Source organism: Yoonia maritima, assembly GCF_002933395.1.
GTDB classification, from domain to species: domain Bacteria; phylum Pseudomonadota; class Alphaproteobacteria; order Rhodobacterales; family Rhodobacteraceae; genus Yoonia; species Yoonia maritima_A.
Genome location: NZ_PKFN01000010.1, coordinates 280,053 through 303,045 on the forward strand (window position 1 = coordinate 280,053; position 22,993 = coordinate 303,045).

The window sequence follows — 22,993 nt, forward strand, 5'->3', positions numbered from 1 at the left end:
TGATGACCACTTACACACCCGCCGATATCGAAGCGAAATGGCAATCCTCTTGGGCCGATGCCGAGACATTCAAAGCCGTCCGCAGCGCTGACAAACCCAAGTACTATGTGCTTGAGATGTTCCCATATCCGTCGGGTCGTATTCACATGGGGCACGTCCGCAACTACACCATGGGTGACGTGATCGCGCGGTACAAGCTGGCGACCGGTCATAACATCCTGCACCCAATGGGTTGGGATGCCTTTGGCATGCCAGCCGAAAATGCAGCGATGGCATCAGGCGGCCATCCAAAGGATTGGACCTACAACAATATCGCCGACATGAAGGCACAGATGAAGCCGCTGGGTCTGTCCATCGACTGGTCCCGCGAATTCGCGACCTGTGATCCCGAATACTACGGCCAGCAGCAAGCGCTGTTCATTGATTTCCTGTCAAAGGGACTGATTTATCGTAAAAAAGCCGTCGTGAACTGGGACCCAATCGACATGACCGTTCTGGCGAACGAACAGGTCATCGACGGCAAAGGATGGCGTTCCGGCGCAGAGGTCGAACGCCGCGAGTTGGTGCAATGGTTCTTTAAGATCAGCGACCATTCCGAAGAACTGCTGACTGCAATCGACAGCCTTGACGACTGGCCCGCCAAAGTCAAACTGATGCAGGCCAACTGGATCGGCAAATCACGCGGCCTGCAATTCGCGTTTGATCGCACCGATGGCGGCCAAATCGAAGTTTACACGACCCGCCCAGACACGTTGATGGGTGCGTCTTTCGTCGGTATTTCACCTGACCATCCGCTGGCCAAAGAATTGGAAGCCAAAGACGACAAAGTCGCTGCATTCTGCGCTGAATGCCGTAAAGGCGGGACAACGGCCGAAGCAATCGAAAAGGCCGAAAAGCTGGGCTACGACACTGGCCTGACCGTCAAGCATCCGCTGAATGGTTCGGAACTGCCCGTCTATATCGCGAACTTTATCCTGATGGATTACGGAACTGGCGCGATCTTTGGTTGCCCGGCGCACGATCAGCGCGACTTTGACTTTGCGACGAAATACGACCTGCCGATCAACGCGGTGTTCCTGCCCTCCGCCGACGCGGACGCCAACCTGACCGAGGCCTATACCCCAGCCAAAACTGAAACAGTGACCTACGTCAAAGGTTTCGCTGGCGATACCGTCCAAACCGGCGACTACGCTGTCGACACCGCTATTGCTTACTGCGAAGGCAAAGGTATCGGCGCAGGCGTGACCAAGTTCCGCCTGCGTGATTGGGGCCTGAGCCGCCAGCGGTATTGGGGTTGCCCGATCCCGATTGTCCATTGTGATGATTGCGGCGCGGTTCCTGAAAAGAAAGAAAACCTGCCAGTTGAATTGCCATACGATGTCACATTCGACATCCCCGGCAACCCGCTGGATCGTCATCCTACCTGGCGCGATTGCGCCTGCCCTGCATGTGGCAAACCGGCTCAACGTGAAACCGACACGATGGATACCTTTGTGGATTCCAGCTGGTATTATGCCCGCTTCACATCCCCAAATGCCGAAACGCCGACCAATGCCGAAGATGCCGCGTATTGGATGAACGTTGACCAGTATATCGGGGGGATCGAACACGCAATTTTGCACCTGCTATACAGCCGCTTTTTTGCCCGCGCGATGAACATCACTGGGCATCTGCCGAATAGCGCCAAAGAGCCGTTCAATGCGTTGTTTACGCAAGGCATGGTGACACACGAGATATACCAAACGATGGGTGCCGACAACCGCCCTGCCTACCACTTCCCCGAGGATGTGACCGACGGGAAACTGGCGGATGGCACCGAGGTGGAAATCGTGCCTTCGGCCAAAATGTCGAAATCGAAAAAGAACGTCGTCGATCCAGATGACATTCTGGCGAAATATGGTGCGGATACTGCACGTTGGTTCGTGCTGTCCGACAGCCCTCCGGAACGGGACGTGGAATGGACGGCATCTGGCGCAGAGGCCACGCACAAGCACCTGTCGCGCGTGTTCCGTGTTGCCAACGACATCGCAACAATGGACACGGCACCCGGTACAGGTGACGAGGATCTGCTGCGCGCCACGCACAAGGCAGTCCATGACGTGACCATGGGCGTCGAGACCTTTGGCTTTAACGCGGCAATCGCGAAGCTATATGGCTTTACCAACGTCTTGGCGAAATCCAAGGCAGGCGGTGCAGCCAAACGTGAAGCAGCCAAGGTTTTAGCACAGCTGATGTCACCGATGACACCTCATCTATCCGAAGAGATCTGGAGCCTGCTGGGCGGCGAAGGCTTGATCGCTAATGCCCCATGGCCTGTTGCAGACGAGGCAATGTTGGTTGAAGATACTGTTACGATGCCGATTCAGATCAATGGGAAACGCCGGGGCGAAATCAAGGTTGCGTCCGACGCAAGCAAAGACGCAATCGAGGAAATCGTGATGGGTCTAGAGATTGTGCAGAAAGCTTTGGATGGCAACGCGCCGAAGAAACTAATCATCGTACCGGGACGGATTGTGAACATTGTCGTCTAAACCGCCATCGCGTCGCTTGGCCATTCTGGGGCTTCTTGCCTTGGCTGGCTGCGGTTTTGCCCCTGTCTATAGCGACAGTAGCAACCTGCGCGGCATGATCGCCTTTAGAACAGATGAAACGATCGCAGGGTATCGGCTACAAGAGCGGCTGGAACAGCGACTGGGGCGATCCACAGCGCCCCAATACACACTACAGGTCACCATGACCCAAGGACGCCGCAGCGCAGCCATCACTGATGATGGTGACACAACCCGATATAACGTAACCGGCACTGGTACATGGACGCTCGTTGATAGCAACGGACAAGAATTCGAAGCAGGCCAAGTTGCTGCTTTTACCAGCTACTCGGCGACAGGTTCCACAACGGCCACCCAAACTGCGGAAACCGATGCGACCGCGCGCCTGTCCGTCATTCTTGCCGATATGATCGTGAGCCGCCTACTGATCATTAGCCCTAAGTTAACACAATGAAGCTGTCAGGGACCGCTGCAACGGCATATTTCCGCAAGCCTGATCCGACCCATACTGGCCTGCTGATTTTTGGTGCAGACCCCATGCGCGTCGCTGAAAAACGGCAACAAGCGATCACCGCTTTGGTTGGTCCTAACGGCGAAGAAGAAATGCGCCTGACACGCATGGCCGCCGCTGACCTACGCAAGGACCCTGCGCTATTGGATGACGCGGTTAAGGCCCAAGGGTTCTTTCCCGGCTACCGCGTTGCCTTTGTCGAAGACGCGACAGATACGGCCGCCAAGGCGATCACCAACGCGCTGGTCGACTGGAAACCGGGCGATGCACAGATCATCGTAACAGCCAGTCAACTGACTGCGAAATCTGCACTGCGCAAGCTGTTCGAAAACCACCGCAATGCAATGGCTATCGGTATCTATGACGACCCACCATCGGTCGCCGATATCGAACAAAGCCTGACACAGGCGGGCATTGATCAGCCAGAGCGGGAGGTGATGGATGCACTTGTTGCGCTGGCCTCGTCGCTTGAACCCGGTGACTTTCGACAGACCCTAGAAAAGATCAGCCTATACAAACGCGGTGACGACACACCGCTGTCAGTAACCGAGGTGATGCTAAACGCCCCACAATCGGCAGAAGTCGACGTGGATGATGTGCTAGAGGTCGTGGCGCTTGGGCAGGCCGAAAAGCTGGGCCCTGTGCTCAGTAGTCTATACGCACAGGGCGTTACCCCTGTGACGCTGTGCATTGGCGCAATGCGACACTTTCGGCGCTTGCACACTGCGGCCTCTGACCCCGGAGGCCCGGCGGCGGGTGTTGGTCGGCTGCGTCCACCTGTCTTTGGCCCGCGCCGCGACAAAATCGTACGCCAAGCAAGCCACTGGGGTCGCCCCCGGTTGGAACGCGCTTTGACGGCGCTGACCGATGCGGATTTGCAACTGCGTTCGGCAAGTACGGCACCGCAAGGGCCCCTGATGGAACGTACTTTGATGCGCCTTGCAATGATGGCCCGCGCGAGCCGTTAAACGAAAAAAGCAGGCCCAGAGGCCTGCTTTTCATCAAGTCTTTCGACTTAGATTTAGTCGTCGTCAGCGTTTACAGCAGCTGCGATAAGCAGAGCTGCAACAACACCGATGATTACATATGTGCTGCTGATAGAAGAAGTTGGTGCTGGTTCTTCAACAACAACAACAGGTGGAGCCATTACTGGCTCAGACATACCGCCAGCGTTGGCGGAAACAGCAGAAACAGCCAGAACAGCTGTGGCGGCAAGAGTAGTTGTAAGGCGCATGTCGGTACTCCAATTAATGCACGGGTGGTCTACCACTGTGTGGTGATCCACATTGCCCTATTAAATCAGGGCCTAATGCGAAATCCAAGAGGTTTGCGCATGTTCAGAAAACATCGATTTGCAGATATCCGGCGTCGGGCGACACTGCCTGAAGGCTGCGCACCATAGCACCATGTTGATTTACCCAGTAAATATTGGTGAAAGTAAGGCGTTCGCCTTCGCATTTCTCATTAAATCTACGGGTCGAGAAGGTTTTTTCGGCGCGTGTGATAACTTCAGTTCCTTCGGAAACGATGCTACATTGCAACAGTTCCGTCGAAATTCCATCCTGATCAGTGATAAAATCATGCCGTCTTTGTGCCGTTCCACCCCCGCGTTGGATCGCCACCCACGACTGCGAAACATCCGCACCCATCAAATCACGCACTAAACCACGAGTTGCAACAAGCAAACCGTTCTCAAACGTCATAGTTACGTTTCGCTGATCCACCCAAGTCACTCGACCACTATTGCGCGCAACCTGAACCATTGACGACCACGCCTCTTGGTTACGAATATTGACGCGTAAATATTTACCGGGGTTTGCGTGCATTTCGTCCGCAGGAACAAGCGTATTTGCAACCTGTTCTGCGGGTGCGGATTGCCCCATGACAAGCCCGGCCAAACGCGCGGTCATCCCACTCTGGCCGCAGGATACCAGCAGCGTCAAAACCACAAAGCAAAACCCTAAACGCATCATCTTTTTCATCTCCAAAACCGTCCCCAGCTATCAGATAGGTCATTGGTGTGTGCATCGCGGACAACCTCGTACAGTCGGCCATCCACATTTAACATCGCGCCACCATCGCCAGTGCGGGTCCGCAAGGTTGCACCGTAATCTTTACGGCTTGGTCGCCCGGTCAAAAAATCTTGCGGAATAGAAATGCGCACGCCTTTATTATAAGATCCGTCGCCATAGTCTTCATAGCTTACCTCTGTTTGGCTTACATATGCGCTGACGGTGACGCCATTTGCGTATTCCCGGGCAAGCGTCACTTTGCCCCCCCAGTCGCCAGCCAAATACCGACCCAGATCAAGCTGCGTATGATACCCGTCACCAATATCGTAGTAAGCAGACACGTGACCGGTTACGATATCATAGTCGTATTCATCAAATCCAAAGCCCATATCGGTATCGCGCTGCGAGACATAGTTGACCTCTGCGCCGAAGCCAAAGTCACTTTCAACGGGCTTCCAAAGCAATTCCGCTGATACACCCCCGTACATCCGTTCAAGATACCCGCCACTGACCCGGCTATAAAGATTTTCGCCCGGCCGACCGTAGTGGGTTAGCATCAGGCTTTCCATGACAGGGATACCATCATCACCGTAGAACCCGCCGTCCGTCCTGACATTATGCAAATCTGGCGTCGTATCAGTAACGGGGTCTTCTGAATCATCTTTCAGCAAACTTTGAACAATCGCCCCCGACAGCAATACCTGAGGCGTAATCTGATAGCGCGCATTTAATTTCAAACCGATGTCAGCGGAACGATCTCCTTCGGACCCAAGCGAAGTTACGGCGAAATACGGACTAATTCCCCATGAAAAAGCGGGCGCATCAGAAGCAACCTGCGTCAGGCCAGCATCACCACCCGCATCAGAAAATTGAGCACGGGCCAAAATCGCATCCGATGCGCCTGCCCGATTTTCCAACCTTTCGAGATCGCTTCGTGCAAGTGACGTAGACGATAGCGGAATTCCATTGACTTCAGGTTCAAGAATGAATGTTTCTACCGATCCCGGCATGACTTGCGTCATCATACGTGCAACGCGTCCCATCGCTTGGGCCTGCGAACGATACTGACCGTTAACATAGCGCACGCGCGCAGTCCTATCGGTAACTTCCAGCCCAGTAAGTTCTAGCCCTTCGATCTCAAGCAACGCTTTCATAGCAGAACGAAGCCCCGCCTCGGGGACACTACCACGATCCCAAGTACGGGCGGCGCGCGCATTCTCGCTACGCACTTTTACCGGCGCAGGTGCGCTTTCGATGCCACCCATTCCCGGCCGGTTATTCGCGTTCAAGACAAAGGTTCCGGACAGCGCAACATCAGCGCCATACAAAGACACGAGCGACACTTGAACACCATCAAGGGGCCTGTACGTTACACCAAAGTTATAGGGGCTTTCGACATCAACAACTGGTGCATACGCCTGTTGGGGATACGCAATTGACGAATACTCCGCCATCACGCCCCATTTATCGTTAATTTGATACGACGCCCCGCCGAAAAGCGCAGCATCACCGGAAAACCATTGATCCGTTGCTAGCTGTCCTTCGGGGGTGTTTTCATCGAATACAGGCCTGTCACTGCGGCTACCGATTGGATTATCAAAGCCATCATGAGTCCCCATAGCGCCCCAACCTAATCCGGCAGTCACCGTCAGACTGTCACCAATAGACTTAGTTGCCACGACATATTCAGACTGGAACCGTCCTGGGTTAAGAAAATCACGCATCCCAATCGCAATTGCGGGCATATAAGTGGCTTCATTGACCAACCGATATTGAAGACTGAACGATCGCTCCAATTCGCTTGTTTCGATACCAGTCCCAGTTGCGTCATAAATATCTGTTAAAGTATAACTCGCGCTTCCTGACAAACGGTCAGTTAACTGCGCACCTACATTCAGACGAAACATGCCATCCTTGGCAATCAAACCACCCGCTATTTCACCTTCGTCGGCGCTTTGTGCGATTGGCATATCGACAAGACCCGGCATTCCGAAATAGCCATAGCTTAGATCAACGTCCTGCGCGTTGGCCTGATGCCCAATCACGGCTGTCAAAGCTGTAGTCGCAAGGAAAGCTTTTCTTAGCATAAACGTTACTCCATCACTCTGGTTACAAATGTCTACCGCGCAGCATTAAGGATTGCTACTAGTCAGTGGGTATTCTTGCCGACGACGTAATCAACAGCCGACGCACCAGCCAAGACACCGGTCGCAAGACATCCGGTTATCAGGTAGCCGCCAGTCGGGGCCTCCCAATCCAGCATTTCGCCCGCGCAAAATACGCCGGGGCGGTCGCGTAACATCAACCCATCTGTCAGGGCATCAAAACGCACGCCACCTGCTGTCGAAATCGCCTCGTCCATGGGACGCGGGCCAGCGTGCCGAATAGGTAGCGCCTTGATCAGCGGGGCCAGATCATCTGGAAATGGCCGACCGAATTCAGACAGCAACGCAATGCGCACCGGATCAAGCCGCAAAACCTTGCGCAGATGGTTTGAAAGGCTCGCCTTACCGCGAGGTTTCGCGAGCGCCGCGCGAACGCGATCTTCCGACCAGTCCGGCAGCAAGTCGACGGTAAGCCGTGCACCTTCGCGCAACGGCTTGGACAGGCTGTAGATCCCCCCACCCTCGATACCGCGCTCCGAAATCACGAACTCACCCCGTGATTCTGTGTCGCCAGCGGATAGCATCGCTGACTTAATCGGCGTCCCAAAATGCCGAGCCATATGTTCTGACCAATCCACCACAAAACCCATATTCGCGGGGGCAAACGGTGCAACGGCATCCGGCAAAAACTGCGCCCAAGACCCATCGGACCCAAGCCGTGCCCAACTGGCGCCGCCCAATGCAAGAATGGTGACTTTTGGGGTGATTTCCTGTGCACCGTCGGGCGTATCAAATCGCGCGGCCTGACCTTCCCAACCAGTCCAGCGCCAGCGGGTTTTCAGATCAACCCCCAGATCAGTCAGTCGACCAACCCAAGCTCGCAACAGCGGCGATGCCTTCATAACCGTCGGGAATAAGCGCCCGGTCGAACCTGTAAAAACGGGCTGACCCAGACCTTCGGCCCAATCTGAAATGTCCTGCGGACCAAAGGCGGCAACGGCATCGCGCATGACCTTTGGCGCATCGCCGTAAGCATCCAGGAACTGGTCAATCGGCTCCATCTTCGTCAGGTTTAGACCCGATTTACCAGCCATCAGAAATTTGCGCCCCACCGATGGCATCGCATCCGCGACCAACACCGATAGGCCAGCCTTTCCCAACACCTCGGCGGCCATTAACCCGGCAGGGCCAGCCCCAATGACCAAGGCATCGGTCACGTTGGCATGTTGCCTTTGATTTCCACAACGCGGTGCGGATAAGGAATTTCGATACCGTTATCTTTGAGAGCATTCCAAACTAAGAACAGCACATCAGAGGTATATTTGTTCTTACCGTCATCAATGCCATTAACCCAAAACTCGACCGCAAAATCGACCCCGCTATCGCCAAAGCCACGCAGTTCACAATCTGGGGCTTCGGGTTCTGTCAGCACTTCTGGATGCTTCGCAACCGCCGCTTCGATAATCGCGGGGATTTTGTTGATATCGGTATCGTAGCTAACAGAAAAATCGACCTCGTAACGGTTGGCGGACCCGCTGTCGGAATAGTTCACAACACGGGTCGTAATGAAGTCTTCGTTTGGGACAACAATCCAGCGACCATCAAAGGTTTCAAGGAACGTCGCACGCGCCGTCATCTTGATAATCGTCCCGGCTTCACCGCCATCAAGTTCGACATAATCGCCCACCGTTGCTTGGCCTTCGACCAGCAGGATCACGCCAGAGATAAAGTTGGAGGCGATCTTTTGCAGACCGAAACCAAGGCCGACACCAACGGCACCACCGATGATGGCAAGCGAGCTAAGGCTGATCCCCATGATGTTCATTAACAGCAGGAAGGCGATCCCGAAGATTGAGAACTCGGTTACCTTAACAACAAGCTGCCGGATTGCGGGGCGCATGGGCTGTTGTTCGATATAGGCCGCCGACTGCGAGTTGGACCACTGCCCCAGCCAAAACAGCAAACTACCCGCAACGATCCCACGCAGGATCGCAAGCGCCGAAAAGCTGATGTTGCCCAAGCTTACAGATGTGTTCCCTAGCGTTTCGATTACCTGATCGAAAAAGCCCAGCGCATAAAGCGCAGTCGCCGGGACAAGTACGAACTTTGCCAGCGTCCGTAGGAATGGGTCTTTGATAATGTCACGCGCCAATGCACGCGCCGCGAGGAACAAGAACACGCGCTTACCGAATGCGATGACAGCGCCAGAGCCAAAGATCGACCGGGTGACGATCTCGCCTAGGGCAGTAAAGCCATATGCCAACAGCGGTAAAATCAGCGGCAAGAATTGGAGAATAAACCGACGCACATGCGAAAGGATCGAGATGCTTCCTGCATCAGGGGTCAAGAAACGTTCAAGCCGCGGCGTAAGCTTTGCATTCACAAGACGCGCCAACAGGTAGGCAACGATTAACAGCCCAAACTGTGACCAAGCAGCCGGCGAAAGCAGCCAATCTTGCGCTAGAACGACGCCCTGATCAAAAGCGGCACGTGCCTGATCAACCAATGTATTGTCTTGTTCCATAAAACCCCATCGCGTTGCGCGTCTTTTGCCGTTCCTGCACCAGTAGGGCAAGTAAGGATTACCCCGCCGGAATCAGCCCTTTGATGCCCTTAACATGTCTATATTCAGCGCCAAGCGCGCCCTGCGATAACGTGGCGACATGGGCATCAAGTTCGCTTTCAGGCACAATCCGGTCGATCAGCCCCCATTGCAGAGCCTCATCCGCAAGAACCTTTTGGCCCGCCATCAGGATCATTTTCGCACGCGATGGGCCGATCAATGCGGCCATGCGCACGGGGTCCGACGGCTGCGGCAGGAAGCCTAGCTTCATAACCGGATAAAAGAACTTTGCCTTTGGCACGGCGATCCGCAGATCACAGGCAAGCACCAATCCAAAGGCCCCGCCTGCGACAGTTCCGTTCAGAGCGGCGATCGTCAATCCCGGCAAAGCAGCCACCGCCGAAGATAGCCGTTCCCAAACAGGATCAACCGCAAGCCCTGCGCGGGCTTCCTCTAGATCGGCACCGGCACTAAAAACAGACCCTGTTCCTGCAAAAACGACAACTTTGGCTTCTTTTGCACGCTCTGCAATCTCGGCAAGTTCGACGAGCATGGTGCGGGTCAAAGCACCCGCTTTTTCAGGCCGATCAATCGTGATCCGCCACAGGTCACCCGTCACTTCACAGTGGATCATACAAGACCTACTTGTTCGCGAATGGTTTGTTCACGCAGGCTTACATCTAGCCCCATGTAGGCGTCGGCCTCTGGCGTGCACATCCAAACAAGGGTCTTGGCTGGCCATTCCGGCGGCACGTGATCAGACCAATCTAGCTGACTAACCGCATTGATCCCTGACGCCTTAATCTCGCGCTGCATTTCTGTCGCCACGGTTCCCGGTGAAAGGCCCATGACACGCACGCCCTTGGACCGGTTTTCCAGATCAGCGCCACGCGTCAGCATATATGCACCCGCCTTTGAACTACAGTATGCGGTCCAGCCTTCGACAGGACCATGCGCTGCACCCGACGACACGTTGATAATCGTACCATGGCCCTGCGCAATCATACCCGGAAGCGCGGCACGCATGCCGTACATCACGCCCTTAAGGTTGATATCAATCGCGCGTCCCCACGCATCCGGGTCAGCGTCAGATAGATCGCCAATCGGGTCGATGACCCCGGCGTTATTGATCAGTACATCCAACCCACCAAATGTGCGGGCTGTTGCTGCGACGGCGGCCTCTACTTCGGAATGCCGCGACACGTCACAAGGAATGGCGAGCGCCTTTTCGCCGATCTCTCCGGCGATGTCCGCAATGTGGTCTGTACTACGTGCAAGCAATGCCACATTGGCCCCTGCTACCGCAAATTCGCGGGCGGCAGCGGCACCGATACCCCGGCTAGCACCCGTGATAAGTATGGTTTTCCCGACCATGTTAATGTTTTTCACGCTTGTCCCTTTCGGTAAGCTGCATTGGTGATTAGTTTATCGATCGATACACCCGATCTTGGCACGACTTGTTGACGCCGACAACGACCGGGGCAGATTATAACGAAAAGGAATTCGAATGACCTACTCAATGAAAATGCGCAGCGCTGTCTGCATTGCAGCAATGATTGCTGGTGGCGCCGCACAGGCTGACGTGACTGCGCAGCAGGTCTGGGACGACTGGAAAGAGCAAATGTCGCTTTACCAGCAGACTGAAATTGAAGTTGGGTCAGAAGAAATGTCTGGCGATACACTGGTTGTTAGCAACCTTTCCGTCACATCAACTTCGCCTGAAATTACCTCAAACTACTCTATCGAAGAACTACGCTTCGAAGAAAAACGTAACGGTAGCGTCGTCATCACGATGAGCGACAGCTACCCGATCACATTCACGCCCGAATCCGATGTGGTTGTTACAGTTGAAACCACACAGTCCGGCCTTGAACTTGTTGTGTCCGGCGACCCCGATGCGATGAACTATGACGTAAAAGCAGATAGCATCGCGATTGCGCTGAAAGATATCGTTGACGGCGATGTCACATTTGACGGCACTGCAAGCATTGTGCTGAACGATATGTCAGGCACCTATGCCACCGCCGAGACTGAAACGCGTGATATCAGCTATGATCTGGACATCGCATCAACGGATATCCTTGTTGATGTTCAAGTGCCGGGCGGCAAAGACGAATACTTTACCGGCGGCGGTAAGATCGAAGGCATCAATATGGCCGCGACAATCGCGATGCCTATCGATGCGGACTTCGAAAACCCCGAAGAACTGTTTGCGAACGGTTTTGCGATGGAGGGCGGATATACCCTTGATGCAGCCAGCTATATTTTCGATGTAAACGCAGATGGCGAACAGTTCGCGGGTTCTGTCAGCATGGGCGATACCGACCTTAAGGGACAGTTCAATAGCACTGTGGTTTCTTATGATGCGAACGCAAACGACGTTGCCGTTAACATCACAGGGTCCGAAGTTCCTTTTCCAATCGAGCTTACTTTTGCGAAGTATGGTATTGGCTTCGAAGCACCCTTGGGCAAGTCCGATCAACCTGAAGATTTCCGCCTGAGCTTTGATTTCATCGACGTTGCGATCAACGAAATGATTTGGGGCATGATTGATCCGGGTAACGTACTGCCGCACGACCCTGCGACGATCCAGTTCGCACTTTCTGGCACCGCTCAGCCGATGATCGACATGATGGACCCTGCGCAGCAGGCAACAATCAAAGGCGACAACCTTCCGTTTGAACTGAACACGCTATCGCTCGAAAATCTGAAAATCGCACTTGCGGGTGCTTTGGTCACGGGTGCCGGAGATTTTACATTCGATTCAACTGATACGCAGACATTCGCGCCAATGCCGCGCCCCGAAGGCGAAGTCGCGATCAAGGCGAATGGCCTGAACCAACTGATCGACAACCTAATCGATATGGGTCTGATCCCAGAAGAGCAAGTCATGGGTCCACGGATGATGATGGGCATGTTCGCCCGCACCACCGGCGACGACCAACTTGAAACAACCCTAGAAGTGAATGGCGAAGGTCATGTTCTTGTTAACGGACAACGCGTTAAATAACTGCCACACATGAAGCAAACGGCGCGTCGGGCAACCGGCGCGCCTTTTTTGTTCTTAACGTTCGAGGCCAAGCCCGCTTGCAGCCAAAGGTCTGACACACTACGTCTGAGAGAACAAAGGATACCTGATGACACAGCCTCTTTCTGATCTGACCCAGCAGCTATTGGATGCTGCCCGCCGCGCTGGCGCTGATAGCGCCGATGCGATTGCCGTGGATGGCACCTCTATTTCAATCGACGTCCGCGCAGGTGCGCTTGAGCATGCGGAACGGTCCGAAGGGGTGGATATCGGATTGCGTGTTCTGGTTGGCCAGCGTCAGGCCTGTGTGTCATCATCCGACACTAAGCCGGATACGCTGATCCAAGTTGCTGAACGCGCTGTTGCGATGGCGAAAGAAGCGCCAGAAGACCCCTATGCTGGGTTGGCTGATCCGTCGCAGTTGGCGACGAACCTCGAAACGGATGTTCTTGAATTATCCGATCCGAGCGAAGAACCCGATCCCGCCGCGCTGCAAGACGCTGCCGCCCGCGCCGAAGCCGCCGCCCTGCGCAATCCCGGCATCAGTCAGGTGCAATCTGCATCCTCCGGCTATAGCCGCCGCCAAATACACATGTCCGCGACCAACGGGTTTTCTGCGGGTTATGCCCGCACCGATCGCGGCCTGTCGTGTGTTGCGATCAGCGGCACCGGTGCCGAGATGGAGCGCGATTACGATTACGACAGCCGCGTATTTCAGGCCGACCTGCGCGACGCCGAAGAAATTGGCACAATCGCCGCGGCCCGTGCGGTTGAACGCAAAGGTGCCCGTAAACCCAAGACTGGCGCCTACCCTGTGATGTTCGACGAACGGATTGCCAGCGGCCTGATCGGCCACCTGCTACAGGCGACCAATGGCGTGATGATCGCGCGTGGGTCTAGCTGGCTACGTGATGCGCTGGATCAACAGGTACTGCCTAAAGGTCTTTCGATCATTGAAAATCCACACCGTGCACGTGTTCCGGGATCAAAGCTGTTTGACGCCGAAGGCCTGCAAACATCGCAACGCGCGATTGTTGATGATGGCTTGCTAACGGGCTGGACGCTTGACCTTGCCACGGCCCGGCAGTTGGGGCTGGAAAGTACAGCAAATGCTGCCCGCGGCACTGGCGGACCACCAAACCCAAGCCTGACCAACGTTGCCTTGACCCAAGGTGATAAGACACGCGACGAACTGCTTAAGCAGATGGGTACTGGTCTACTGGTTACATCGATGATCGGATCAACGATTAACCCAAACACTGGCGACTATTCGCGCGGTGCCTCTGGGTTTTGGGTAGAGAACGGTGAAATCACTTATCCCGTGAATGAATGCACCGTGGCAGGTAACCTACGGGATATGCTGATGTCGATTATACCAGCAAATGATGCCCGGACGTATCTGTCGCGCGTTGTGCCATCGCTTCTGGTCGAAGGGCTAACCCTTGCCGGAGACTGATCTTTCGCTTCTTATTGATGCCGCTCGTCAATCGGGCGACATCGCCATGCGGTTTTTCCAGAAAAACCCTAACGTCACTGATAAACCCGACGGTGCAGGCCCGGTGACAGAGGCCGACTTGGCCGTGAACAACATGCTGGCCGAGACGCTGGGCGATGCACGCCCTGATTATGGCTGGCTGTCCGAAGAAACCGAAGACTCCGATGCCCGGATGTCGACGGAACGCCAATTCGTGGTGGACCCCATCGACGGAACCCGCGCCTTTATCGAAGGTGGTAAAGACTGGTCGCATGCCCTTGCCATCGTGGAAGATAGCCGTGTCGTTGCGGCAGCCGTCTATTTGCCTGTCCGCGAGTTAATGTATGCGGCCACGCTCGGCGGCGGCGCAACAATGAACGGCGCACCTATCTGTGCCTCTGAGGCACAGATCGAAGCTGCTACAATCCTTGGTGCCAAACCCAACTTTGACGGTCGGTTTTGGCGCGGAGGTGTTGCGCCTCCGGTAAAACATGCGTTTCGATCATCGCTGGCTTATCGGCTGTGCCTTGTAGGGCAAGGCCGTTTTGATGGGATGATGACGCTCCGGCCAAGTTGGGAATGGGACATTGCTGCTGGCGCTTTGATCGCGACCGAGGCCGGCGCACGCGTCACAGACCAACATGACCGCCCACTTCAGTTCAACAACATTTTCCCGAAGGTGCCGGGTGTTTTGGCCGCTGGCCCTAATTTGCACGCCAATCTGGCCGTGCTCCTTGAGCCGCAGAACGCAAACCCCTAGACTGCTTGTAATCTAAACACTCACAAAGGTTTTCCCATGACCCAGCGCCTGCACCTTGTCTTTGGTGGCGAACTAATCGACCCGACGAAAAATGCGTTCAAAGATGTCGATGCCATCGACGTTGTCGGTATGTTTCCGAACTATGAAACGGCGTATAACGCTTGGAAAGGCGCGGCCCAACGCACCGTTGATAACGCACACATGCGTTATTTTATCGCGCATATTCATCGCCTGCGTGACGAAGAAACAGCCGCATCTGCGACCGAAGAATTGGGCTAAGCCCCGCTGGATAGTCAAATATGGCACGATCCCTTTCAATTGCAGCCTATCTGGCAAGCCGGGGGTCGGCTGACCAGCCGACGCGTCTTCTTGCTTATCCGGCACGCCCGGAAGGGGTCGTGATATGGGCGCGCTGCACCCATGCCGATCAACTCACCGCAATCGAGACGCTTGGGCGCAAAATAACTGTCGATGGTGATCCGATCACAATCGTGGCGACCCTGCGTGAGTGGAATCACCAAATTGGTGGACGCGCGATACAGGAACCCCGAAGCAAAGAAACAATACGCGAGTTCATCGAGCACTGGAAACCTACCCTTGGGGTTTGGGTCAGGGGTGATCTTGACCCCTTGCTTATGGATGAAATGCGCGCTGCCAAAATGCACAGCATTTTGGTCGACGCAAACGGCGATGGGCTAGAACAGGTCACGGGGGGCTGGGTGCCCGGCGCAATGAGATCTCTTCTATCGCAATTCGAAGCTATTCTCGCTCTTGATAAAAACGCTGCCAACCGCTTAACCCGTGCAGGTGCGTCACCAGATGCAATTATCGTGTCTGGCGCAATGGAAGATTGCCCACCGCCCCTGCCCTGCGACGAAGACGAGCGACAAGCGTTGGTAAAAGCGATTGGCACGCGCCCCACATGGTTGGCCGCCGCCGCGCATCTAGCCGAGCTAAACGACCTTAGCCGTGCGCACCTACAGGCAAGCCGCCGCGCGCACCGTCTTTTATTTATTATGATCCCACGCAACAAAAATGATGCGACAGCATTTGCCGAAAAGATGCGTGAAAAAGGGTTCTACGTCACGCTGCGATCCGAAGAACCCGAACCTACTGAACTAACCCAAGTTTATGTTATCGACACAGATGATGATCTAGGTTTGTGGTATCGGATTTCGCCAATCACCTTTATCGGTGGCACGTTACGCGGCGGCGGCTGCCGTGATCCTTTCGAGGCGACAGCATTGGGTTCGGCCGTCCTATACGGTCCGCTTGTTGCGCCGTTTCAACGACATGCCGCGCGTTTGAATGCCGCAAGCGCGTCGCGTCTCATTCGATCAAGCGGCGATTTGGGATCAATCATCGAAATTTTGCTCGCTGTTGATAAAACTGCCGAACTTGCGCATGCCGCATGGGATGTCACCTCTCGTGGGGCAACGGTAAGCAACCGGATTGCCGATTATATCCGGCTGCGGCTCGAAGAATTGGGGCACTGAATGCGCGCGCCTTTATTTTGGTTTACGGCCCCAGATCGCCCCGCCTTTGCAGCACGTCTATTAGCACCATTGGCCGCGATCTACGGCAGTCTGACGGCACGTCGTTTAAAACGGCCTGCAGCCATCAGGCCGGATGTACCCGTAATTTGTCTTGGCAATATCAACGCTGGCGGTACAGGTAAGACACCTACAACAATCGCGCTGATTGAACGGCTTAAAGAACGCGGACACACGCCGCATGTTGTGTCGCGCGGATACGGGGGCAGCCTTGAAGGCCCAATTCAGGTGGATGAACGCAAGCATAAAGCCAATCAAACGGGCGATGAACCGCTACTGCTTGCTGCTTTTGCACCGACTTGGGTCGCGCGTGATCGCGCTGCAGGTGTGCAGGCAGCCCAAAACGCAGGTGCAGATGTTATTTTACTAGACGACGGGTTTCAAAACCCAGCCGTCGCCAAAGACCTGTCTATCGTTGTCGTTGATGCCATGCGCGGGTTCGGTAATGGGCGGGTTATTCCGGCAGGGCCACTGCGCGAACCAGTCGATGTCGGACTTCAGCGCGCCGACCTTGTACTATCCATTGGGCCTGCAAAGGCGCAGGACCAATTTGCCACCGATTGGACGTTCGATGTACCGCATTTGACCGGACACCTTGCACCACTTCCAACTGGCATGCCGTGGCAAAGCCTGAAGCTGCTGGCATTTGCAGGTATCGGCCACCCCGAGAAGTTCTTTCTGACGCTGCGCGAAATGGGCGCTGACGTTGTGCGCGCCGAGGCACTGGCCGACCATCAACCACTGACCGATGCGTTGATGAAACGGCTTGAGATCGAGGCGCAAACGCGAAACGCACAACTGGTTACCACCGAAAAAGACGCCGTACGTCTGCCTGACAGTTTTCGGACGAAGGTCATAACCTTGCCAGTACGACTACAAATCGCAGATTGGGCACCCATTGACCAAGCGTTTGATCAGCTAGGCCTATAACGCAAAAAGGCGGGCCAAACGGCCCGCCTTCTTATTAATGTTCCGCTAAACTTAGCTAAGCTTTTCGTCCAGAATTGCAGCGAATTCATCGTAGTTCATGTTCGAATACTTTTCGCCGTCAATCAGGAAGCTCGGAGTAGAGCTTATGTCGTCGCGCTCAGCGTTGTCTTGGTACCAAGTGTACAGCGCTTCGGCTTTGGCGGCGTCACTAAGGCACGCATCAAGCGCCGCATCATCAAGGCCCGCTGTCTTACCAAGGCGACGCAGTTCTTCAATGATCGTTGCGGGATCGCCGCTTGCCAGCCATTCGCGTTGCTGTTCATACAACACGTCCGAGAATGCAAAGAAGAAGTCAGGGTTGTCTGTGCAACGCGCAATCATTGACGCCCAAAGACCGGGACGGTCAAAATACACTTCGCGATAAACGAAACGGATTTTGTTCGTATCAATGTAATTCGCTTTTAGCAGCTTGTGCTGGTTCGCGTTAAAGCTGGCGCAATGTGGGCAAGTGAATGATGCGTATTCGATCACTTCGACATTCGCCATCGGGTTGCCAACGACCATTTCCATGACCTCAGGCAGTTCACCCGTTGCTTCTTGTGCGTTTGCTGCACCGGGCAAAAGACCCGTCTGCTGATTACGCGGCAACAGCCCAAGGCCAGCCCCAACGGTCAAAATGGCAGCGCCACCAGTGGCCAATAAAGTTCTACGTTTCATGTTCACCTCTATTCAGGTTTTTTGTTTTGATAAGACGTTCGCGCCCAGCGCCGCAAGGGCCGCACGCAAATCGTCGCTTTGAACGGTGTCAGCCATGGCTTGCGCTTCCGATTGCGCGGCTGGGCTGGGTGTTTTGCGGGTTTTCGGGGCTGGGGTAAAAGCCACGCGCCCCTCAGCAAATCCTGTCGGTGCTGTCTGCGTAATACGCACACGCGCGATGGCGCGGTAGCCATAGCAGGCATTCACCTTTTCGCGAATTTGCTCTTTTTGCATCTCAAGCATCGGGGCCTGTGCGCCCGTCGTCAGCAAGGTCAGGGTCGCGCCCATGCCACCTTTGCCGTAACTCACGTTCACAGGGGTCGCGACACTTGCGGTTGCTTCACCCACAACCTCTGGCCAATGGGTCAATAGACGTGTCACGGCAAAGCCACGCTCTTCGCTTGCGGTGCGAATGCGGGTTTGCATCAACGTCGCCGCACGAGAAAATCCGCGCGTGGTGCCCTTATGGCGTGCTTGTTTCATAACTAAGCTCTACTGTATGTCAGTCGTTGCGCCAAGTCAGCGCCTGCGATCTGAAAGGTAAATAACCATTGCGTGACCTCAGTTTACAGCTTTTGGACTGGTATGATGTCCATGCGCGGGCAATGCCGTGGCGCGTGCCACCTGATGCGCGCAACGCCGGAACGCTTCCGAATCCTTATGCAGTGTGGATGTCAGAGGTCATGTTGCAGCAAACAACCGTTGCCGCCGTTCGTGAATACCATAACAAATTCATGTCGTTATGGCCAACCGTGCACGAATTGGCAGCAGCCGAAGACGCCGACGTCATGGCAGCATGGGCAGGGCTGGGTTACTATGCACGTGCCCGAAATCTGCTGAAATGTGCCCGTGCGGTTGTTGATAACCATGATGGTGTTTTTCCGCAAAACTATGAAACACTTCTGACGCTGCCCGGCATCGGCCCCTACACGGCTGCCGCGATTTCATCCATCGCGTTTGATCTGCCTGAAACAGTTGTGGACGGAAACGTAGAACGCGTCATGGCGCGACTTCATAACATCCACGACCCATTGCCGGGATCAAAGGCCGCATTAACCGAAAAAGCACGCGCACTGACCCCCACAAAACGACCCGGCGATTATGCCCAAGCAGTGATGGACCTAGGTGCAACCATCTGCACGCCCAAAAGCCCTGCTTGCGGAATTTGCCCTTGGCGAGAGCCTTGCGATGCACAGAGTGCAGGAACTGCGGCAGAGCTGCCAAAGAAAACACCAAAAAAGAAAACGCCGACTCGGTTTGGGATTGCCTATGTCGTATGTCGCAGTGACGGCGCGTGGCTGTTGGAAACGCGCCCTGAAAGCGGGCTTTTGGGCGGGATGTTAGGTTGGCCGGGGTCTGAATGGGGCGATGCACCTGACCCTGCACCACCTATTGATGCGGACTGGCAAACCCTAAACGAAGAGGCTCGGCATACCTTTACGCATTTCCATTTGCGCCTAACCATCATGACAGCATCGGTTGGGATGGACGCGTCACCAGCACGCGGCGAGTTCGTCGCAAAGACCGATTTCAGCCCCACCGCCCTACCCACGGCGATGCGCAAAGTATTCAATCTGGCTGGTCCGACGCTACGCGACTCTTGAGCGTTCACAGTCCCAAGCGTAGGTTTATTGTAACTACGAGGTTCCCTATGTCGATCAAAAGCATCAGTGCCGCGCTTCCGTTCTGGCTGTCGCTTGCGCTAATCCCAATCGCTGTTGTCGCTGCAATTTATGGTGGCTGGGCCATCGCGCTGCTACCGCTGGCGACTTGGTATCTGTTCACATTCTTGGATTTCTTGCTGGGCCTGAACCTCGAAAACAAAGACCCAGACACCGAGGACAAAGATCTTTTCTGGTATCGCCTTATCACGCTGATCTGGGTGCCTGTTCAATTGATCACTATTTTCGGTCTGATGATCTATGTGGCGCGATCCGGGCATTTGCACTGGGGTGAAGAATGGGCGCTATTCGCCGCGCTGGGGATTTTATCCGGTACTATCGGAATCAACTACAGCCACGAACTGATGCACCAAAAGCCAAAGATCGAACGCTGGCTGGGTGATATTCTGCTGACTTCGGTCCTATACGGGCACTTCCGGTCCGAGCATCTGTTGGTTCATCACCGCTATGTCGGCACACCGCGTGACCCTGTCACCGCGCGGTACGGAGAAGGCTTTTATCATTTCTTCCCCCGTGTCCTTTGGCAAAGCCTAACGTCGTCGTTTCTTGCGGAAAAGGCGATGCTCGCGCGTAAAAAGCTACCTTGGCATCACAAGTCCAACCCCTTTTGGCGGTATTGGGCGCTTGAGGCAGGATTTGCGATTTTGTCATTCGCGATCGCGGGATGGTGGGGTGTGTTCCTGTTCGCCACCCAAGCCTTTTGGGCGGTTTTCCAGCTAGAACTGGTCAACTATGTCGAACATTACGCACTCACGCGTAAACATCTGGGCGCTGGTAAATATGAGCATGTGAAACCGCGCCATTCATGGAACGCGGCGCACAAAGCGTCAAACTGGCTGTTGATCAACCTGCAACGCCATTCGGACCATCACTACAAACCCGACCGACGCTTCCCGCTGCTTCAAAACTACGCCGACGACGAGGCGCCGCAGCTTCCGTTTGGGTACCCTGTAATGACGATGGCAGCACTAGTCCCATCCATCTGGCGAAAGGTCATGCACCCACGCGTCCACACATGGCGCAACCTGTACTACCCAGAGATCGAAGACTGGGCACCGTATAAATCAGCAACCAATCCCCTACCTCGCTAAACAAAAAAACCCGCCGTACAAAGACGGCGGGCAAAGTTAGTAATCGCGGCCCCTTCCACCATGGAAGGGTTCTCCGCAATCACCGGCGGTATCAACGTTGGGGAATGTGACGCAGTTAAGCCTGCGTCAGTGCTTCGCCATCTCTGAGCGGATCTGCTGGCGTAGCAGATCAATCGGAACTTTCTGTCCGTCGCGTTTAAATTGCCAATAGGTCCAGCCGTTACAGCTTGGTGCGCCTTCAAGATGGGCGCCGACCTGATGGATCGATCCTTTGATGTCATCACCAACCAGCGTGCCGTCTGCACGTACTTTGGCTTTGTGACGACCATTCAGCGACCACAGCTCTTCGCCGGGGCGCAACATACCGCGTTCAACCAGAACACCAAATGCGACACGTGGCTCTGCGCGTTTCGATGTGGAAACCTCAAGTGCTTCGCTATCGAATTTGCGGGTGTTAGCGATACGTTTTTCGGCAACCTTGCGGTATGCTTCTTCGCGCTCGATGCCGATGAAGTTACGACCAAGCATCTTAGAAACGGCACCTGTCGTGCCAGTGCCAAAGAATGGGTCAAGAACAACATCACCGGGGTTCGTTGTCGCAACCAACACACGGTGCAGCAGAGACTGCGGCTTTTGGGTTGGGTGAGCTTTTTCGCCTGCGTCGTTTTTCAGGCGCTCGTGGCCGGTACAGATGGGTAGAACCCAGTCAGACCGCATTTGCACGCCTTCGTTCAGCGCCTTCAGCGCCTCATAGTTAAAGGTGTATTTGCTAGCTTCTTCTTTGGATGCCCAGATCAGCGTCTCATGCGCGTTGGTCAGGCGTTTGCCACGGAAGTTCGGCATCGGGTTGGATTTGCGCCAAACAACATCGTTCAGGATCCAGAAACCTTGGTTTTGCAACTCTGCACCCATGCGGAAAACATTGTGGTAGCTGCCGATAATCCAGATTGCACCGTTTGGCTTTAGAAGACGGCGCGCCGCCTTGAGCCATTCGTGCGTAAAGCGGTCATATGCTTTGAAGCTGTCGAACTGGTCCCATGCGTCATCAACTGCGTCGACTTTGGAATTGTCCGGGCGATGCAAGTCGCCTTTTAGCTGCAAGTTATAGGGTGGGTCCGCAAAGATTAGATCAACAGAACCCGCAGGCATGCTGTTCATACGCTCGATGCAGTCACCATCAAGAATCGTGTTCAGAGGGAGCTTAGAAGCCCCTTTTGCTTTGGTTTTAATCGTCATTTTCTGCCTCATACACCCGGCGGTTATTCCGCTCTTTGGTTGCCCCTAGTGTGAGTCAGACTGGATTCACTGTCAAAAGTTTTATTGAATCAATGGGTTACGTTTTACTCTTGATACAAGATATTGTGCACCGGCTTGAACGAACGTCTATGGTGTGGGGTCACACCAAGGTTTTCCAACCCTGATTTGTGTGCCGCAGTCGGGTAACCCGCGTTCTTTTCCCAACCATAACCCGGGTACTGTTGCGCCAAATCCACCATGTGTCGGTCGCGCCACACTTTGGCGACGATAGAAGCCGCTGCAATCGACAGGCTACGCCCGTCACCTTTTACGACTGTCTTGGTTGAAATGGTCAAACCGCGCGGCACCATGTTGCCGTCGATCAATGCGTAATCCGTCGGCTGTTTTAGCCCGGCAATCGCCCGTACCATCGCAATATGGGATGCGCGCAAAATGTTGTGTTCGTCTATCTCGGCTACTGTCGCCTGCGCGAGCGATACGTCGGCTTGCTCCATTATCGCGTCATAAAGCGCATCACGTTTCTTGGCGGTCAGCTTTTTGCTGTCATTCAATCCGTCGGGGATGTTGTTTGCGTCCAGCACGACAGCGGCTGCAACGACGGGACCAGCAAGCGGGCCGCGCCCCACCTCATCCACGCCAGCGATATAAGTGAAACCGCGATCAAGCGCGGCTTGTTCAAATGTGTAATCAGGTTTTGTCATATGATCAGTGACCAGAACACG

General features: G+C 54.8%; 22 protein-coding genes. 11 read left to right on the forward strand and 11 right to left on the reverse strand.

From position 1 onward, the window contains the following. The first annotated feature begins 2 nt into the window (after positions 1–2). The 3 genes from leuS to holA are packed head-to-tail and all read left to right on the forward strand — an operon-like array spanning position 3 to position 4,028. The gene (gene leuS / locus CYQ09_RS14650) at positions 3–2,531 is read left to right on the forward strand and encodes a leucine--tRNA ligase (protein ID WP_106746131.1); all 2,529 of its coding nucleotides are present in this window, start codon (positions 3–5) and stop codon (positions 2,529–2,531) included. After that, positions 2,521–3,003, forward strand: a complete 483-nt coding sequence (gene lptE, locus CYQ09_RS14655) for an LPS assembly lipoprotein LptE (protein ID WP_239495959.1) — start codon at positions 2,521–2,523, stop codon at positions 3,001–3,003. Before leuS ends, lptE begins: the two co-directional genes overlap by 11 nt. Continuing rightward, the gene (holA, locus tag CYQ09_RS14660) at positions 3,000–4,028 is read left to right on the forward strand and encodes a DNA polymerase III subunit delta (protein WP_106746132.1); all 1,029 of its coding nucleotides are present in this window, start codon (positions 3,000–3,002) and stop codon (positions 4,026–4,028) included. The genes lptE and holA overlap by 4 nt, the downstream gene beginning before the upstream one ends. 53 nt (positions 4,029–4,081) lie before the next feature. On the opposite strand, the gene CYQ09_RS14665 is transcribed toward holA, so the two are convergent. From CYQ09_RS14665 to CYQ09_RS14695, 7 genes are all read right to left on the reverse strand, one after another. Then, on the reverse strand, positions 4,082–4,294 hold the full coding sequence (locus CYQ09_RS14665; protein WP_106746133.1) for a hypothetical protein: 213 nt from the start codon (positions 4,292–4,294) through the stop codon (positions 4,082–4,084). Positions 4,295–4,397: 103 nt separating this feature from the next. Beyond that, positions 4,398–5,042 (reverse strand): YjbF family lipoprotein, encoded by a 645-nt coding sequence (locus tag CYQ09_RS14670; protein WP_106746134.1) that lies wholly within the window; start codon positions 5,040–5,042, stop codon positions 4,398–4,400. Next, on the reverse strand, positions 5,039–7,159 hold the full coding sequence (locus CYQ09_RS14675) for a YjbH domain-containing protein (protein WP_106746135.1): 2,121 nt from the start codon (positions 7,157–7,159) through the stop codon (positions 5,039–5,041). Before CYQ09_RS14675 ends, CYQ09_RS14670 begins: the two co-directional genes overlap by 4 nt. A gap of 62 nt (positions 7,160–7,221) precedes the next feature. Beyond that, positions 7,222–8,394: a TIGR03862 family flavoprotein gene (locus CYQ09_RS14680; protein WP_106746136.1), complete on the reverse strand. Its 1,173-nt coding sequence runs from the start codon at positions 8,392–8,394 to the stop codon at positions 7,222–7,224. Beyond that, the gene (locus CYQ09_RS14685; RefSeq protein ID WP_106746137.1) at positions 8,391–9,701 is read right to left on the reverse strand and encodes a mechanosensitive ion channel family protein; all 1,311 of its coding nucleotides are present in this window, start codon (positions 9,699–9,701) and stop codon (positions 8,391–8,393) included. Before CYQ09_RS14685 ends, CYQ09_RS14680 begins: the two co-directional genes overlap by 4 nt. Positions 9,702–9,759: 58 nt before the next feature. Continuing rightward, positions 9,760–10,374, reverse strand: a complete 615-nt coding sequence (locus CYQ09_RS14690) for an enoyl-CoA hydratase/isomerase family protein (protein ID WP_106746138.1) — start codon at positions 10,372–10,374, stop codon at positions 9,760–9,762. Next, complete coding sequence (locus CYQ09_RS14695; protein ID WP_239495963.1) at positions 10,371–11,120, reverse strand: SDR family oxidoreductase; 750 nt, start codon at positions 11,118–11,120, stop codon at positions 10,371–10,373. The genes CYQ09_RS14690 and CYQ09_RS14695 overlap by 4 nt, the downstream gene beginning before the upstream one ends. 127 nt (positions 11,121–11,247) lie before the next feature. Here CYQ09_RS14695 and CYQ09_RS14700 point away from each other — a divergent pair, with 127 nt between their 5' ends. The 6 genes from CYQ09_RS14700 (at position 11,248) to lpxK (ending at position 17,485) form a co-directional block, all read left to right on the forward strand. Continuing rightward, entirely contained in the window at positions 11,248–12,750 is a 1,503-nt protein-coding gene (locus CYQ09_RS14700) for a DUF2125 domain-containing protein (protein WP_239495960.1), read from the forward strand. 127 nt (positions 12,751–12,877) lie between these two features. Next, positions 12,878–14,224 carry a TldD/PmbA family protein gene (locus CYQ09_RS14705; protein ID WP_106746140.1) on the forward strand — a complete coding sequence of 449 codons (1,347 nt, stop codon included), beginning with the start codon at positions 12,878–12,880 and terminating at the stop codon, positions 14,222–14,224. Further along, positions 14,211–15,002 carry a 3'(2'),5'-bisphosphate nucleotidase CysQ gene (locus CYQ09_RS14710; protein ID WP_106746141.1) on the forward strand — a complete coding sequence of 264 codons (792 nt, stop codon included), beginning with the start codon at positions 14,211–14,213 and terminating at the stop codon, positions 15,000–15,002. The genes CYQ09_RS14705 and CYQ09_RS14710 overlap by 14 nt, the downstream gene beginning before the upstream one ends. A 36-nt stretch (positions 15,003–15,038) precedes the next feature. Further along, positions 15,039–15,281, forward strand: a complete 243-nt coding sequence (locus tag CYQ09_RS14715; protein ID WP_106746142.1) for a DUF4170 domain-containing protein — start codon at positions 15,039–15,041, stop codon at positions 15,279–15,281. Positions 15,282–15,301: 20 nt separating this feature from the next. Beyond that, a complete protein-coding gene (locus CYQ09_RS14720; RefSeq protein ID WP_106746143.1) occupies positions 15,302–16,498 on the forward strand; it encodes a 3-deoxy-D-manno-octulosonic acid transferase in 1,197 nt (398 codons plus the stop codon). Beyond that, entirely contained in the window at positions 16,499–17,485 is a 987-nt protein-coding gene (lpxK, locus tag CYQ09_RS14725) for a tetraacyldisaccharide 4'-kinase (RefSeq protein WP_106746144.1), read from the forward strand. Positions 17,486–17,536: 51 nt separating this feature from the next. On the opposite strand, the gene CYQ09_RS14730 is transcribed toward lpxK, so the two are convergent. Both CYQ09_RS14730 and CYQ09_RS14735 read right to left on the reverse strand, forming a co-directional pair. After that, positions 17,537–18,202 carry a DsbA family protein gene (locus CYQ09_RS14730; protein ID WP_106746145.1) on the reverse strand — a complete coding sequence of 222 codons (666 nt, stop codon included), beginning with the start codon at positions 18,200–18,202 and terminating at the stop codon, positions 17,537–17,539. Positions 18,203–18,214: 12 nt separating this feature from the next. Then, the gene (locus CYQ09_RS14735) at positions 18,215–18,724 is read right to left on the reverse strand and encodes a DUF721 domain-containing protein (RefSeq protein WP_106746146.1); all 510 of its coding nucleotides are present in this window, start codon (positions 18,722–18,724) and stop codon (positions 18,215–18,217) included. Between the two features lie 68 nt (positions 18,725–18,792). Between CYQ09_RS14735 and mutY the strand changes: the two genes are divergently transcribed. Both mutY and CYQ09_RS14745 read left to right on the forward strand, forming a co-directional pair. After that, the gene (gene mutY, locus CYQ09_RS14740; RefSeq protein WP_106746147.1) at positions 18,793–19,845 is read left to right on the forward strand and encodes an A/G-specific adenine glycosylase; all 1,053 of its coding nucleotides are present in this window, start codon (positions 18,793–18,795) and stop codon (positions 19,843–19,845) included. A gap of 47 nt (positions 19,846–19,892) precedes the next feature. After that, positions 19,893–21,014, forward strand: a complete 1,122-nt coding sequence (locus tag CYQ09_RS14745) for an alkane 1-monooxygenase (protein ID WP_106746148.1) — start codon at positions 19,893–19,895, stop codon at positions 21,012–21,014. Between the two features lie 126 nt (positions 21,015–21,140). On the opposite strand, the gene CYQ09_RS14750 is transcribed toward CYQ09_RS14745, so the two are convergent. After that, complete coding sequence (locus tag CYQ09_RS14750) at positions 21,141–22,250, reverse strand: site-specific DNA-methyltransferase (RefSeq protein ID WP_106746149.1); 1,110 nt, start codon at positions 22,248–22,250, stop codon at positions 21,141–21,143. 104 nt (positions 22,251–22,354) lie between these two features. Next, the gene (locus CYQ09_RS14755; protein WP_106746150.1) at positions 22,355–22,972 is read right to left on the reverse strand and encodes a ribonuclease HII; all 618 of its coding nucleotides are present in this window, start codon (positions 22,970–22,972) and stop codon (positions 22,355–22,357) included. Positions 22,973–22,993: the final 21 nt, after the last annotated feature.

Bases quoted from the DNA above. Each gene is read 5' to 3' on its own strand.
- CYQ09_RS14700 (WP_239495960.1), top strand. From the start codon at position 11,248: ATGACCTACTCAATGAAAATGCGCAGCGCTGTCTGCATTGCAGCAATG.
- CYQ09_RS14685 (WP_106746137.1), bottom strand. From the start codon at position 9,701: ATGGAACAAGACAATACATTGGTTGATCAGGCACGTGCCGCTTTTGAT.
- CYQ09_RS14750 (WP_106746149.1), bottom strand. From the start codon at position 22,250: ATGACGATTAAAACCAAAGCAAAAGGGGCTTCTAAGCTCCCTCTGAAC.
- CYQ09_RS14745 (WP_106746148.1), top strand. From the start codon at position 19,893: ATGTCGATCAAAAGCATCAGTGCCGCGCTTCCGTTCTGGCTGTCGCTT.
- CYQ09_RS14670 (WP_106746134.1), bottom strand. From the start codon at position 5,042: ATGAAAAAGATGATGCGTTTAGGGTTTTGCTTTGTGGTTTTGACGCTG.
- CYQ09_RS14720 (WP_106746143.1), top strand. From the start codon at position 15,302: ATGGCACGATCCCTTTCAATTGCAGCCTATCTGGCAAGCCGGGGGTCG.
- CYQ09_RS14735 (WP_106746146.1), bottom strand. From the start codon at position 18,724: ATGAAACAAGCACGCCATAAGGGCACCACGCGCGGATTTTCTCGTGCG.
- CYQ09_RS14665 (WP_106746133.1), bottom strand. From the start codon at position 4,294: ATGCGCCTTACAACTACTCTTGCCGCCACAGCTGTTCTGGCTGTTTCT.
- lpxK (WP_106746144.1), top strand. From the start codon at position 16,499: ATGCGCGCGCCTTTATTTTGGTTTACGGCCCCAGATCGCCCCGCCTTT.
- CYQ09_RS14755 (WP_106746150.1), bottom strand. From the start codon at position 22,972: ATGACAAAACCTGATTACACATTTGAACAAGCCGCGCTTGATCGCGGT.
- leuS (WP_106746131.1), top strand. From the start codon at position 3: ATGACCACTTACACACCCGCCGATATCGAAGCGAAATGGCAATCCTCT.
- holA (WP_106746132.1), top strand. From the start codon at position 3,000: ATGAAGCTGTCAGGGACCGCTGCAACGGCATATTTCCGCAAGCCTGAT.
- CYQ09_RS14730 (WP_106746145.1), bottom strand. From the start codon at position 18,202: ATGAAACGTAGAACTTTATTGGCCACTGGTGGCGCTGCCATTTTGACC.
- CYQ09_RS14690 (WP_106746138.1), bottom strand. From the start codon at position 10,374: ATGATCCACTGTGAAGTGACGGGTGACCTGTGGCGGATCACGATTGAT.
- CYQ09_RS14705 (WP_106746140.1), top strand. From the start codon at position 12,878: ATGACACAGCCTCTTTCTGATCTGACCCAGCAGCTATTGGATGCTGCC.
- CYQ09_RS14715 (WP_106746142.1), top strand. From the start codon at position 15,039: ATGACCCAGCGCCTGCACCTTGTCTTTGGTGGCGAACTAATCGACCCG.
- CYQ09_RS14675 (WP_106746135.1), bottom strand. From the start codon at position 7,159: ATGCTAAGAAAAGCTTTCCTTGCGACTACAGCTTTGACAGCCGTGATT.